The 13,619-nt window shown below is 44.6% G+C and carries 9 protein-coding genes, 1 tRNA gene and 1 other RNA gene; 4 read left to right on the forward strand and 7 right to left on the reverse strand.

The genetic code is table 11. The features are described 5' to 3' along the window. Nucleotides 1–20: 20 nt before the first annotated feature. On the reverse strand, nucleotides 21–2,864 hold the full coding sequence (gene uvrA, locus IX53_RS00245) for an excinuclease ABC subunit UvrA (protein ID WP_047753647.1): 2,844 nt from the start codon (nucleotides 2,862–2,864) through the stop codon (nucleotides 21–23). Next, nucleotides 2,857–4,170: a phosphoglucosamine mutase gene (glmM, locus tag IX53_RS00250; RefSeq protein ID WP_047753648.1), complete on the reverse strand. Its 1,314-nt coding sequence runs from the start codon at nucleotides 4,168–4,170 to the stop codon at nucleotides 2,857–2,859. The genes uvrA and glmM overlap by 8 nt, the downstream gene beginning before the upstream one ends. Before the next feature lie 84 nt (nucleotides 4,171–4,254). Between glmM and IX53_RS00255 the strand changes: the two genes are divergently transcribed. From IX53_RS00255 to ssrA, 4 genes are all read left to right on the forward strand, one after another. Further along, nucleotides 4,255–4,345: transfer RNA gene (locus IX53_RS00255), tRNA-Ser, on the forward strand. Nucleotides 4,346–4,400: 55 nt separating this feature from the next. Further along, complete coding sequence (gene rsmA, locus IX53_RS00260) at nucleotides 4,401–5,201, forward strand: 16S rRNA (adenine(1518)-N(6)/adenine(1519)-N(6))-dimethyltransferase RsmA (RefSeq protein ID WP_047755309.1); 801 nt, start codon at nucleotides 4,401–4,403, stop codon at nucleotides 5,199–5,201. A gap of 1 nt (nucleotide 5,202) precedes the next feature. Beyond that, nucleotides 5,203–6,894 carry a sigma-54-dependent Fis family transcriptional regulator gene (locus IX53_RS00265; protein ID WP_053001066.1) on the forward strand — a complete coding sequence of 564 codons (1,692 nt, stop codon included), beginning with the start codon at nucleotides 5,203–5,205 and terminating at the stop codon, nucleotides 6,892–6,894. A 48-nt stretch (nucleotides 6,895–6,942) separates the two neighbouring features. Beyond that, nucleotides 6,943–7,294, forward strand: a transfer-messenger RNA (tmRNA) gene (gene ssrA, locus IX53_RS10715). Nucleotides 7,295–7,745: 451 nt separating this feature from the next. On the opposite strand, the gene IX53_RS00270 is transcribed toward ssrA, so the two are convergent. From IX53_RS00270 to IX53_RS00290, 5 genes are all read right to left on the reverse strand, one after another. After that, nucleotides 7,746–8,534 carry an alpha/beta fold hydrolase gene (locus IX53_RS00270; protein ID WP_047753649.1) on the reverse strand — a complete coding sequence of 263 codons (789 nt, stop codon included), beginning with the start codon at nucleotides 8,532–8,534 and terminating at the stop codon, nucleotides 7,746–7,748. Nucleotides 8,535–8,918: 384 nt separating this feature from the next. Beyond that, the gene (gene trhA / locus IX53_RS00275; RefSeq protein ID WP_053001067.1) at nucleotides 8,919–9,605 is read right to left on the reverse strand and encodes a PAQR family membrane homeostasis protein TrhA; all 687 of its coding nucleotides are present in this window, start codon (nucleotides 9,603–9,605) and stop codon (nucleotides 8,919–8,921) included. 186 nt (nucleotides 9,606–9,791) lie between these two features. After that, nucleotides 9,792–10,820, reverse strand: a complete 1,029-nt coding sequence (locus IX53_RS00280; RefSeq protein WP_047753650.1) for an L-Ala-D/L-Glu epimerase — start codon at nucleotides 10,818–10,820, stop codon at nucleotides 9,792–9,794. Nucleotides 10,821–10,833: 13 nt separating this feature from the next. Then, nucleotides 10,834–12,192: a transglutaminase-like domain-containing protein gene (locus IX53_RS00285; RefSeq protein WP_047753651.1), complete on the reverse strand. Its 1,359-nt coding sequence runs from the start codon at nucleotides 12,190–12,192 to the stop codon at nucleotides 10,834–10,836. Between the two features lie 255 nt (nucleotides 12,193–12,447). Then, on the reverse strand, nucleotides 12,448–13,617 hold the full coding sequence (locus IX53_RS00290) for a Gfo/Idh/MocA family protein (RefSeq protein ID WP_047753652.1): 1,170 nt from the start codon (nucleotides 13,615–13,617) through the stop codon (nucleotides 12,448–12,450). Between the last annotated feature and the right edge of the window lie 2 nt (nucleotides 13,618–13,619).

The raw sequence follows: 13,619 nt of genomic DNA on the forward strand, positions 1-13,619 counted from the left end.
GGAGAGCAAAGCTCTCCTTTTTATTTGAACACTTCTTCCCTCTGAAGATGTTTTCTCAAGTAAAAACCGGTGTAACTCCTCTCATTCTCTATTATGTCTTCAAGACTCCCCGTCGCGACGATTTCGCCTCCAGCATCTCCGCCTTCCGGGCCGAGGTCTATTATGTAGTCCGCGTTTTTCACAACATCCAGGTTGTGTTCAACTACAAGGACAGTATTCCCCTTTTCAACTAGTCTTTTCAGGACACTAACGAGTTTATATACATCGTCAAAATGCAGTCCCGTAGTTGGTTCATCTAGGATGTAAAAAGTGCGGCCGGTAGAACGTTTCTTGAGTTCGGATGCTAGCTTTATTCGCTGGGCTTCTCCACCCGATAGAGTGGTCGCTGGTTGGCCAAGAGTAATATATCCCAGGCCAACGTCCTGCAACAGTTTCAACGCACGCTGAAGTGGCGGGATTCTCTCGAAAAACTCCAGAGCTTCGTCTACAGTCATGTTCAATATGTCCGAAATATTTTTCCCTCTGTATGTGATTTCGAGAGTTTCCCGGTTGTAACGTTTACCCTTACAAACATCACATTCCACGTACACATCTGGTAAGAATTGCATCTCTATCTTTATGAGTCCATGTCCCTGACACGCCTCACAGCGTCCGCCTTTCACGTTGAAGGAGAACCGACCTTTGCTGTATCCACGGGCTCTTGCTTCTGGCGTTCTGGCAAATATATCTCTGATAAAGTCGAAGAGACCTGTGTACGTCGCAGGATTGGAACGAGGTGTTCTTCCGATAGGGCTTTGATCGATGACGATGACGTTGTCGAGGTGCTCGATACCCTCTATGGTGTCGTAAAGTCCCTCAGGATGTTTTGTGCGGTTTAGGCGATTGCTCAGAGCGGGATAAAGGGTATCCATGACGAGGGAACTCTTCCCGCTTCCCGAGACTCCGGTAACACAGATGAACTTTCCCAGAGGAAACTCCACGTCAATTGACTTCAAGTTATTCTGGTGTGCACCTCTTAACACCAGCTTCTTTTTATCTCCTGCCGTATGATTATTCTTCAGACGCGGTATTATCAATTCACCCTTGAGATATTTACCGGTGAGTGATTCTTCTGGTGGATCATCTATCAGTCGCTCGGTAGGTCCCTGGAAGACGACCTTTCCACCGTTCACACCTGCACCGGGACCTATATCGATAATGTAATCAGAGCTCCTGATAACTTCCTCATCGTGTTCGACCACAATAACCGTGTTGTCGAGGTCTCTGAGTTTTTTTAGCGTTTCTATTAGTCTGCTATTGTCCCTGGGATGGAGCCCAATGGTCGGCTCATCCAGAACATAGGTTACTCCAGTCAACCCGGAGCCAATCTGTGTGGCGAGTCTGATCCTCTGGGCCTCACCGCCGGAAAGGGTCATTGCCGTTCGCGAGAGAGTCAGATAGTCCAGCCCTACGTCTATGAGAAACTGCAACCTCTTCTTTATTTCTGTGAGGAGTTCTCCAACGATCTTAAGCTCATGTTCGGTGAGTTCAAGCTGATTTATATAATCGTAGACGGAAGCTATGGTAAGCTCCGAGAGCTCAGCAATGTTGTAACGCCCCAGCTTTACACCAAGGGCCTCACTTCTCAATTTCTGCCCACCACAGCTGGTGCAGACTCTGCTCTCCATGAATTTGCTTTCCATCCATTCGCGGATGTCCTGTGATTCCGTTTCTCTGTATCTTCTTATCAGGTTGTTCATTATACCCTCGAAAGGTCTGCTCACCTGATACCTCAGGTTTTCTGTGCGATAATCGAAACGGATATCGTAGTCGGTGCCGTATAGTATAGCTTCCCTCACTTCTTCCCGTAGCTCCTTGAATGGCTTTCTGGGATCTTCGCCAAGACTCTCGATAACGTTGAGTATTCTCTTCATACTGAAACTATCCCTCGAACTGCTCAAGGCTTTGATAGCGCCGTCAAGTACACTTAGATTTTCGTCTACCACGAGCTCCTCGGAGAGTTCCATAGTGTAACCCAGACCGTGGCAATCTGGGCAGGCACCGTATGGATTGTTGAAGGAAAAGATCTTCGGGTTTATGTCAGGTAGGCTGATCCCGCATACGGGACAGGCGAAGTTTTCGCTGAAAACTTTTCTGTGCTTTCTATCGAGGGAACTCACCTCTACAAAGCCGTTCCCCTCATGAAGGGCCATCTCTACACTATCGCTCAACCTCGAGGCGTTATCCTCCGTTACTCTGAGTCTATCCACAACGAGGTCAATTCTGTGCCGTTTGTTCTTATCAAGTGTTATCTCCTCTTCCAGATCATATTGCTCGCCATCGATAATTACTCTTATATATCCCCTTTTACGTAGTGCATCTAGCTCTTTTCTGAATTCCCCTTTCTTCTCGCGGGCTATGGGGGCCAATATGGCAACCTTTTCCCCATTTTCGAAGTTCCGGTAAATCATTTCTACGATTTCATCGAGGGACTGCTTTTCAACGGGTCGACCGCATTGTGGACAATGAGGCTTTCCCACGCGGGCATAGAGCACCCTCAGGTAATCGTGAATCTCTGTAACCGTTCCTACCGTCGAACGAGGGTTGTGACTCATATTCTTCTGTTCAATGGCGATAGCTGGTGAGAGTCCTTCGATGTTCTCCACATCGGGTTTCTTCAGTTCGCCAAGAAACTGCCTTGCGTAGTTTGAGAGGGACTCAAGATACCTTCTCTGTCCCTCAGCATAGATCGTATCGAGGGCGAGGGAAGATTTCCCGGAACCCGATAGTCCTGTTATCACGGTAAGGGAATTTTTGGGGATCACCACATCGATATTTTTCAAGTTGTGCACTCTAGCACCGTGCACATGAATGAAATCACTCATTTGCACACTCCTCTACGATATCCACAAGCCTTTCACAGACAGATTCGACTTGTATTTGCTCCTCACCTTCCACCATTATTCTAATGTAAGGCTCGGTGCCTGAGGGTCTGAGAACTATTCTCAAATTGCTTGATTTCAGCCTCTCAAGTTCCGCCTTAAGTTTCTCACATTCCATGACTCTTTTTTTGTCGCTAACGGGAACGTTCCTTAAAATTTGAGGATACACCGGAAAACTCCTGTGAAAATCTTTAAGTTCGATCCCCAAGTTCGAAAGGGCTGATAGGGTCTCGAGGGAAGTTATAAGGCCGTCTCCTGTGGTGTTCACATCTAGAAAAATTATGTGACCCGATTGCTCCCCTCCCAGAGTAGCTCCCGTATGAAGCATCTTTTCAAGTACGTATTTGTCGCCCACTTTTGTCCTTAGTAGTTCGATCCCTTTTTGCTGAAGATAGCGTTCAAATCCTAGGTTCGACATTATTGTTGCGACAACAGTATTATTCTTTAGTCTACCCGTCTTCTGCATATGGTATGCATTCAAAGCCATAAGTCGGTCTCCATCCACGAGCTGATTCCCGGGCAGGACGAAGAGACATCTGTCGGCATCACCATCGAAGAGTATACCTATCTGGCCGGAGTTCAGCTCTGCCCCTATAGTTTGGGGATAAAGAGAACCACAACCGTCGTTTATGTTGATACCATCAGGTTCAATATATTTAAAGCCCGACTTTATTCCCAGGGCCTGGTACACATCTTCGATCACGGTGGAAATAGCCCCGTTTGCACCGTCCACAATTACTTCGAAACCCGAAAAATCCTTACCTCCGTATTTATTCACAATGTGTTCCACATACGTTTCACGTAAATGTGGGTTATAACTAACCCTTCCCACTTCTGAATAGATAGAATAATGATAAGGCTTCTCGATTATCAAATTCTCGATCTCCACCTCTGCCTCATCGGAGATCTTCATGCCCTTTTCGAGGACTTTGATCCCGTTGTAGACTGCTGGATTGTGTGAAGCGGATATCATGACTCCTATCGTGGCATGTTTCCTTGTGATGTAAGCGAGGACGGGTGTTGGAATGACTCCAGCGAGTTCAACATTCATTCCAGCGGCAGCTGCGCCCGCGGCAACAGCGTTTTCAAGCAGATCACCGGATCCCCTTGTGTCCTTCGCAATTATCATTTTTGTGTATTTACCGAGAAAATATCGACTCACCGCATTTCCCAGTTTCATAGCGAGTTCCGCTGTGAGTTCCTCATTAATAATCCCCCTGATTCCATCCGTCCCGAAAAGCTTTTTCATCCGTGTCCCCCTCTCCTTTTTATGTTGTTGAACTTCTCGCGTTGACAAGTTCTTTCCTAACTTATATAATTATACTGTAAATCTGGAGAGATGGCCGAGCGGTCGAAGGCGCACGCCTGGAGAGCGTGTGACGGGCACAACCCGTCCGTGGGTTCAAATCCCACTCTCTCCGCCAGGTACGGGGTAGCAATACCCCGCTTTTTTCTGTTGGAGGTAAAAATGTGGATCTGATGAAGAAGTTGAAAAAGTACAACATCTCATTGAAGCGTTCTCTGGGTCAGAACTTCCTGATCAACGAATCCATACCAAGGAAGATAGTTGAGACCAGTGGTTTGACCACTGAAGATACAGTAGTGGAAATAGGTGTTGGTGCTGGAGTGTTAACGAGCCTGCTTGTAAGGAAGGCTAAGAGAGTGATTGCGTATGAAATAGATAGAAGCCTTGAACCTTTGCTTGTACCACTAACAACCTTCGATAACCTTCAGTTGAATTTCCAGGATTTCCTGAAGGCAGACCTGTCCACGCTGGAAGTTGAGGGAGATTTGTATTTTATAGCAAATGTCCCTTACTATATCACCTCACCGATAATAGAAAAAATCATTTTCAATGCCCCTCCTTTCAAGATTGCGATGCTCATGGTGCAAAAAGAGTACGCAAATAGATTACTGGCGAAACCGGCGACGAAGGAATACGGCGCGTTGACAGTCACAGTTTCTGCCTTTGCGATTGTTTCAAAGGTGTTCGACGTTTCTAAGAAAAATTTTGTTCCCGTACCGAAGGTAGATTCTACGGTTATTAAGCTTGAACCAAAGGTTGAAATGGAGATCCCGGTCGAAGAGAAGGATAAATTCAGGGCATTCGTTAGGTCTTCTTTTGCACAAAGGAGAAAGAAGCTCAAGAACAATCTTAAAGCCCTTATTCCAGATGTAGAAGCGTTTTTAAATGAGGCTGGCCTGAGCGAAAATATAAGAGCGGAGGAACTCTCTCCGGATGAATTCATCGCTCTATATCACAGGCTGAAAAGGTGGTAGGATGAAAGAACACCTGTTTGAAGAGATAGTCAATGCATTGGTGGAAGCCGTACTTGTAGTAGACTCAAGCGGAAAAATAATCCTTATAAATAACGAAGCCTGTCGCATCCTCGGACTCAAGAAAGAGGATGTGATAGGTAAACCTGTTCTCGGCACCATTCCAAATACGCGGTTGCATATAGTCTTGAAAACGGGAGAGCCAGAATATGACAAGATACAGAACCTAGATCAAAAAACGATCGTTACCTCGAGAATCCCCCTGAAATCCTCAGATGGCAGTGTTTACGCTGTGATGGCGGTTTTTCGTGATATAACCACGGTTCAGAAATTGGCTGAGGAAGTCACAAACCTCAAGGAAATAGAGGCCTTGTTAACCGCCATAATTGATTCAACACATGATGCCATCTCCGTTGCAGACGAAAAGGGACGCATCGTGCTCGTTAATAAAGCCTACACGCGGATCACCGGTATGAGTCCGAAAGATGTGATAGGTAAACTCGCGACCGTGGATATTGCTGAAGGCTCTTCCCTCCATATCGAAGTGGCGAGAACCCAACAGCCCATTTACAATGCAAGACTCAAAGTTGGGCCTGCCCGTAAAGAAGTCATTGTAAATGTCACACCTCTCTTTGTTCGAGGTGAGTTCAAAGGTAGCGTTGGTGTAATACACGACATCTCTGAGATAGAAAAGCTCGCCAGTGAGCTGGAAGACGCCCGTAGGATGCTCAGGCACGTCAAAGCACGCTACACTTTCGATGACATCGCAGGTTCTTCTCCGAAACTGAGGGTGGCTGTCGAGCAGGCAAAACGGGTTGCAAAAACGAGAATGACGGTCCTCTTACGGGGTCCGAGCGGTACAGGAAAAGAACTTTTTGCGCATGCTATTCACAACGCCAGTGACAGGGCAAACAACAGCTTTATTAGTGTTAACTGCGCGGCGTTACCAGAGAGCATACTGGAGTCAGAACTCTTTGGTTACAAAGAAGGCGCTTTTACCGGCGCGAAAAAAGGCGGTAAGAAAGGTTTGCTCATAGAGGCAGATAAAGGTACACTATTCCTCGATGAAATCGGAAAGATGGATATAACTATCCAGTCAAAGTTCCTCCGTTTCCTTCAGGACAAAGAGGTAACTCCTCTGGGCGCAACGAAACCCATAAAAGTGGATGTAAGGGTAATTGCCGCAACAAATCTTGACCTTGAGAGGTTGGTTGAAGAAGGGAAGTTCCTCGCAGACCTGTATTACAGATTGAATGTTGTTCCCATCGTTATTCCACCACTTTCTGAACACCGGGAAGATATCCCGGAGATTGTTAAGGTGGTTTTGATGAAGTTAAATCAAGAATATGGGCGTTTGGTGGAAGGAATAGAAGAAGATGCCTTACGTGTTCTGATGAGTTACTCCTGGCCCGGCAATGTCAGAGAACTGGAAAACGTTCTTGGGCGCTCGATGATAAACATGGAACCTCATGAACGTATTATCAGGAAGGAACACCTTCCCGAGCTGGGACAGGTTAAAACTCACAGTACTATCATAAGGACAGGGAAACTTTCGGAACTCATGGCAGAATATGAGGAAAAGTTAATAAGAGAAACCCTGAAGAAGTGTTCCGGAAATAAAACCAAAGCTGCCAGAGAACTCGGTATAAGTATTAGGACCCTTTATTACAAACTCGAGCGCTATGGCATAGAGTAGTGGAACTTACAATTGAACTGTGTTAGAATATTTAAGTCAAATATATATGGGGGCGAAACGGTCTCGACGGGGTCAGTGAACCCGTGGGAGCGAGTCGGGGTTTCCGGAACCACGTCAAAAAACCGGAACAAAAAAAGTGCCAACACTGAATTTGCTCTCGCTGCTTAATTAGATAAAGCAGCCGTCCCTGCGGAAGACTGATCCGGAATTCCGCAGAAGGGCGTCATAACTCCGGATCTTACCCGGAACGCAGCCCCGACGTTTCGGGGACATTTCAGGGGCTTGGAAAGGTACACTCTGTCCGCGTAGTGGACCTTTCGACATCGAACGCGGACTGCGCTCGGAGAGCTCACGGGGGATCTGACTTCGGACGCGGGTTCGACTCCCGCCGCCTCCACCAGTACTTATAAAAACAAAGTCCCGGAAAACCGGGGCTTTTTTTTGGCAAAGGAATATCAAAACCTTACCTTATCATTTTCAAAGAATTTGCTGCAAAATAAAGTTTCTGCGTAAGTACAAGCAACGGGTCATTTTTTAAGGTAAATGTTTTTTGCTCCACCAACCGTATACAATGTCACCGTTTTTAAAACTTCCATCTTTAGAAATACTGCCAAGTGGGACTCGATTTAATTCGGGGTAGAGTTTTCACTCTGCAAAGGGTTTGGAAAATGAAGTATCTTTTTACTGTACCCAGAAATTTACTTCAGTCAAAGCGCGAAAAAGCCACTTCCAGATGCCGAAGCCATCCGCTTTCTAATTCCAACTACCGTCCAGGTACTAAGTAACCACTTGTTTCAACATGGTGAAAGAAAGTGAAAGGCGAATTCAGAATTGTTTTATAATCTAATTCATCATATAAGCGCATCCCTCAGCACTTCGTAAAACCGTTTCCTTGCATACCGTTCCTTCCAAGGGGTATGACCACAGCGTTCCAAGAGAACAAACTCAAAGTCACTCAATACCGATGTTAGCGGTTTCTGGATTCCTTCTGTCGGGCCGGGATCATAATCGCCATGAATGGCCACTACAGGACAGCGAATTTGCTTTCCCAATGCTAGCAATTCTCCGCTTTCTCGTAAGGCTGCCGCTTCAGACCACACGCCTTGGAAAACGGCCATATCACATTCGATCGACTCATAAAGCTCATCCTCTGGTAAAACAGCGTAACTATCCGCTTTGGTCATCAATGCACCAAAACGTGCTAGCGTAGCATTCTTATCCGACTCACCTACCGATTGCATGTCTTCCAACAGTCCGCTCAGTTCCTGCTGTTCTTTCACAGAGAGCCTGCTTTTTCGAGTATCCATCAACCTTTTGGCATATTTTGCTTCAAAAACACCACTACTAACAAGAATTAATTTCCGCACCAGTTCAGGGTGTTTTGCTGCCAGCAACCATCCTAACCAGGCTCCCCACGAATACCCGATTAGTGTCACTGGAAGCGCTGCATTTTCTGTTAACTGTATTTTTAGTTCCTCTATCTGTCCTTCTACCGTTATGGCTGTCTGAAAGGGTTCCAACACACCCATACTCTTTGCTAATTCCCTTGCCACAGGAGCTACCTCACCCGGAGCTCCCGGCCCACCATGCAAAACAGCAACAGTATATGGAGGTGTTCCGTGTTTTCTTATATTTATCATCTTAACCCCCTATTATCATAACGTGCCACTTGAAAATTGAGACCCAAGAATCGTTGTAGGTTGTGGGTTGTTGGTTGTGCGAAAAAAACGAGAATCCGAGAAAGCGAGAGTCTGAGAAAAACAGGACGCTTGCAAGGCTGTTAACTGATGGAACGATGCTTGCAGAGGCTGAGGTTCTTATCGGTCAACGGAAAACGAACAACGGCAAACGGCGCTCTCGAAATTCACGTACAACCCACAACCTACCACCTACAACAGTTTTTCGGATCTCGGGTTCTATTCAACATCGCTCCATCAGCTGACAGTCTCGCAAGCGTCGCATTATCAATCGTCAACGGCGTTAGCCGTTCCCAGCGTCAATCATCATTGGTGACTTGCAGTCTCTTACTGTATGTCATATGGTAGTACATAGAGGAACATAGCTACCATGAAAGCGATGTTTCCAAACAAAACCAGCACATGCCAGAGTTCGTGGTTTGCAAAACGTCCAGGGAAAGGATTCGGGCTTTCTCTTAAGAAAATTAGCGCACCCACTGTATAAAAAAGTCCTCCTGCGAACATAAGCAATACAGCGTTCATTCCGAGTTCCAGAAATATCTTGTAGATGAGGAATATAGAAAGCCACCCCATAACAAGGTATCCAGCAATAGAGATTATATCGGGCATCTTAGAGAAGAAAACAGATTTAAGCACAATATTTAGCAAAGCGAGTCCCCACACTGTTCCAAAAATAATCCAACCCAGTAGGCCCCTGACCACCACAAGGCAGAACGGTGTATACGTTCCTGCTATCAAAAGATAAATCGCGCTGTGATCAAGGATTCCCAAGACCTTAAGGTATCGCTTGAACCAGATAAAGAAATGTAGAAGGCTACTCATCGTCATTGAGAAAAACACTGTGAAACCATAGAGACCAAAGCTGATCAGATGAAGCCATTTATGTTCTAATGCAGAGAAAACAACTAGTAAAATGAGTCCAACGAGCCCTATCACGGCCGCGAAGGCGTGGCTAATGGCATTGAACCCTTCATTCGCATCTTTTGATGACACCATGGGATCGAGTTCATTCATTTTTCTGCGTTCCTTTCATCGGATATACTATTTTACTATGTCACGCTAAATTTCGTGTGTCACGTTCGAGTAATAGTGATATGTAGCCAGGTCTCTCTTGTGAATTGTTTGTTTTGCCGCTTACATCACTTTAAAAAGAAAAAGCCGTATAGGTTTAGCTATACGGCCTTTTGTAAAGAGAAAACATCATGCTAGCATTCTTGGGCCCTTTTGCACAAATTTCCCTCTGAAACTATCTTCAAGGAGCATTAGATGTGAATCGAGGTCATGGAACACAAAAGCGCCTGTTCCAAGAGCAAATTGGACACTTTGATTAATACCCACACTCGATTCACTCATACAACCAATCATCAACTGAATTTTAGCCGTGTTTGCCATCTCTACAATAGCCAGGGCATCCGAGATACCGGATTTCATCAATTTTATGTTGACGAAATCAACAGCATCATGCTTTATCAACCTCAGGACATCGTATCTTGTCCTTGCGCTCTCGTCCGCAGCGACAGGGAACGGTGAATTATACCTGACGAATTTCAAACCTTCTATATCCTCGGCTTTCACAGGTTGTTCAAAAACACTTATATCTATACCTCTAGAATACAGCGCTTTAGCAAAGTAAATGGCTTCCTTTGGAGTATAACCTGTGTTGGCATCGACAATATAATTCGCTCCTCTGGTTACTTCTGCTATCGCTTCCATAACTTGAATGTCCTTCTTTAAGTCTTCTCCGACTTTTATCTTAATGGTTTTGAACCCGGACTCGAAAATCTTTCTCGCTTCAGTTGCCATATTTTCCACCGTGTCTATACCCACCGTTTTATCGGTTTCAATCTCATCCTTGGCGCCACCGAAGAGCTGGTAGACAGGAACGCCAGTCTCAACACTAAAAGCGTCCAACACTGCAAACTGTACCGCAGCTTTTACGCTGGAAGCAGAACGCAATCCGTCCATAATGTCGAAAATGCGTCTGTAATTTCTTACATCTACTCCGACAAGTTGCTCTTTCACAAAAGCTTCCAATGTAGGGAAGGTCTCTACCCTTTCGCCGTTCACACGATAAGATGGCGCAGCTTCTCCGTAGCCAATAGCCCCGTTTTCAACAAACACCTGAACTTCTACGTTTGTACTTCCGGCAGCGATACTATTCGCGATGTGAAAAGGTTTCTCATACGTATATTCTTTCACAATGAACTTCACATCGACAATTTTTCCCATCACAATCCCTCCCCTATAAACTTATCTCTTCAAAGGAAATTATCTTCATTTCAGAATCAAATGCGTCGTTATAAATGTTCCCAGCTTCCGTTTCGAGTTCCCCCACCTGGTTGTCATAGGGATCTGAACGCAAGTATTTCTTTGCAGGCTGAAGTGCAGCCATGTATTCAGAATTCGCTACCATTCTGAAGGCGTCAAGGTTTCCAAAATAGAATTTGTTCACCCATTCAGGTCTTTCAGGCCTTCTGCCTCCGAAAGAAAGGTCAGCGGGGAGCCAGCCGTAAGGCTCAACGTAGAACATTGTCCAGTCATGAGGTGAAGCAAAAAATGGATTTGCATACCAGCCTGATTGCCATCTCGCAGGGACTCCAGCAATTCTGCACAGTGTTATGAAGAGAGAAGCCTGAGCTCCACAGTCTCCTCTAAGGTTTGAGGCTACAAACATTGGAATGTTTTCATAGAGAGCGTATGGATGCATGAATGAATACCGCACGTTGTGTGTGATCCAATCGTATATTTTCTTCGCTTTCAAATATGGGTTCGTTTCGTTCCCCACTATTTCTTCAGTTAGATTCTTCAAGTAGGGCGTAAAAACGATATGCGGAGGTTTTTCTTGAAGATATTGCGAAAACCCAGGCACGATAGTGTTAGATACTTTTCCAGGATCTACTGAATTGAATTGCTCCCTGATGACATACTCAAACCTCACGCTGAATTTCAATCCTTCTTTGAGTTCGTCTTCCATATAAATCGTGCGATGTGGTGCATCATTGGGTGCAATGAAATATTTATTGTGACTCACCTCAATAAGTTTAGCATCCAAAACCTGAGCTTCGACCTTCGGAAAGGGCAACCAGCACCTCACGTGTTTTCCGTTTATCTTCTCGATAGCTGGTTTAACCTCTATCTCAGCGTTTACTCTGTATGTTTTAGGTTTGTCACCGGACAGGAGAGCTTCAAGACGGCTGTAAAGAAATTTACGTACTTCCTCCTGCTTTTCATCCTTCTTAGTTCGCTTCTTGTACTCGGGTAACGCGAAGATCAGATTTTCAAAAAACCTCGTCTCGAATTTCTTTTCACCTTCGACAACGATATAATCCAACAACCCTTTTGCCATGAGTTCGTGGTATTCTTCCTCGGTAAAATCATCGATTGATTCGAACAGCTTTTTTCTGGCAGATTCCTCGTTGAAAGGGTAGTTTTTGATTAATCTGTCGATCCTCTCAAGTTCGAACTCAAGGCGTTTCCTGAGCGAAGAAGGGAGAGACTCAGATTTCAACTTCTCAGAAATCATAGTCTTAGCTTTCTTGAAATTCCCAAGCTTTTCTTCCCGTTCCAGTTCTTCATACAGAGGAACATTCAAAAAAAACATCTTATCGCCCCCGATCATATTGTTCGTTTACCTTACTATATCATATAATATAGCAAAAATAAAATTGGCATAAATGTACTTGAAGACAACTCCAAATGTACATTACAAGGTATATGTTCACAAATGAAATAAAGACGATAATTGTTAATTTTGGCGAGTTCCCGATATTTTTGGCAACTTAACAGCACAAAAGTATTTTTGAAAATAAAACAAGGGTGACTTAAAAAGTCACCCTCGGAATTGTAATTTTATTTTTTAGAGCTCTATACCCATCATATCCTCAGTTGAAAAATCAATTGGAAACTTTACAGGTTGTTTTTCTTTAGCAGATTTATAGATTCCGAGAATTATTTCTACTGCCTTTCTTCCCTCTTCACCGGTGATGTAAGGATCCCTGTTTTCAATAATTGCATCTACAAAATCTGCAAAAAGGGTGACATGGCCGTAGCCATATACAGTTTCAGGATCTGGCAATTTCATGAAAGGATGACCATCGACACCGTCGAACAACCATGTTTGAATGCGATTAACTGCCAGACCACCTATAACCACCGTACCCCTTTCACCGAAAACTGAAAGGGTCTCTTCAAGGTTTTTTGGATAAACATTCGCAGTTCCTTCAATTATTCCAACGGAACCGTTTTTGAATTTTATGATCGCAACGCCAAAATCCTCTGTTTCTATATATTTGTGATTGTAATTTTTTGTCACGGCGTAAATTTCCTCTACCTCTCCCCCAAGAACCCACTGAAGCAGATCTATATTATGGGAGCACTGGTTCATTAACGTGCCACCATCCATGGCCCACGTTCCTCTCCATGAAGCCTGTTTATAATAATCTTCATTCCTGTTCCAGAGAATTCTCGCTGTTGCATTGAAAATTCTCCCAAACGCTCCAGAATCAATCGCCTTTCTTAGCTCCTGGATAGGTGGGTTGAATCTATTTTGAAAACAGACACCAAGCTTGAGCTCTTTTTCTTTGGCGAGGGAAATCATTTCATTCATATGTCTTGTACTCAAAGCCATGGGCTTTTCAACAAGGACATGTTTACCAGCACTCAAGAAATCAATAGTGTTTTTATAGTGATTCCCACTTTCTGTGGCAATGGTCACAAAGTCGATGTCTTTATCAAGCAATTCAGAATAGTCAGTAATAACTTGTGGTTTGGAAATACGTCGTTGGTTGTTGGTTGTTGGTTGTGCGCTTTTTAGAACGTTGTTCATAACCGCTTGATCTTCCGTACAACCCACAACGTACAACCCACAACGCTTCTTATACTCTTCCGCAGCTTTTTCAGCTCTCTCTTTTACAATATCACATACCGCAACAAGTTCTATTTTGTCGGAATTAACCGCAAATGCCTCAAGGTGCTTCTTAATTCCGATACGTCCACAACCGATTAATGCAGCGCGCAACCGAGCCATAG

It is taken from the genome of Kosmotoga pacifica (genome assembly GCF_001027025.1).
GTDB classification, from domain to species: domain Bacteria; phylum Thermotogota; class Thermotogae; order Petrotogales; family Kosmotogaceae; genus Kosmotoga_B; species Kosmotoga_B pacifica.

What these genes read in the sequence shown, in the direction of transcription:
- trhA (WP_053001067.1), bottom strand. Translation starts at nt 9,605, where the DNA reads ATGAATGAACTCGATCCCATGGTGTCATCAAAAGATGCGAATGAAGGG.
- IX53_RS00285 (WP_047753651.1), bottom strand. Translation starts at nt 12,192, where the DNA reads ATGTTTTTTTTGAATGTTCCTCTGTATGAAGAACTGGAACGGGAAGAA.
- IX53_RS00265 (WP_053001066.1), top strand. Translation starts at nt 5,203, where the DNA reads ATGAAAGAACACCTGTTTGAAGAGATAGTCAATGCATTGGTGGAAGCC.
- IX53_RS00280 (WP_047753650.1), bottom strand. Translation starts at nt 10,820, where the DNA reads ATGGGAAAAATTGTCGATGTGAAGTTCATTGTGAAAGAATATACGTAT.
- uvrA (WP_047753647.1), bottom strand. Translation starts at nt 2,864, where the DNA reads ATGAGTGATTTCATTCATGTGCACGGTGCTAGAGTGCACAACTTGAAA.
- IX53_RS00270 (WP_047753649.1), bottom strand. Translation starts at nt 8,534, where the DNA reads ATGATAAATATAAGAAAACACGGAACACCTCCATATACTGTTGCTGTT.
- rsmA (WP_047755309.1), top strand. Translation starts at nt 4,401, where the DNA reads ATGAAGAAGTTGAAAAAGTACAACATCTCATTGAAGCGTTCTCTGGGT.
- glmM (WP_047753648.1), bottom strand. Translation starts at nt 4,170, where the DNA reads ATGAAAAAGCTTTTCGGGACGGATGGAATCAGGGGGATTATTAATGAG.
- IX53_RS00290 (WP_047753652.1), bottom strand. Translation starts at nt 13,617, where the DNA reads ATGGCTCGGTTGCGCGCTGCATTAATCGGTTGTGGACGTATCGGAATT.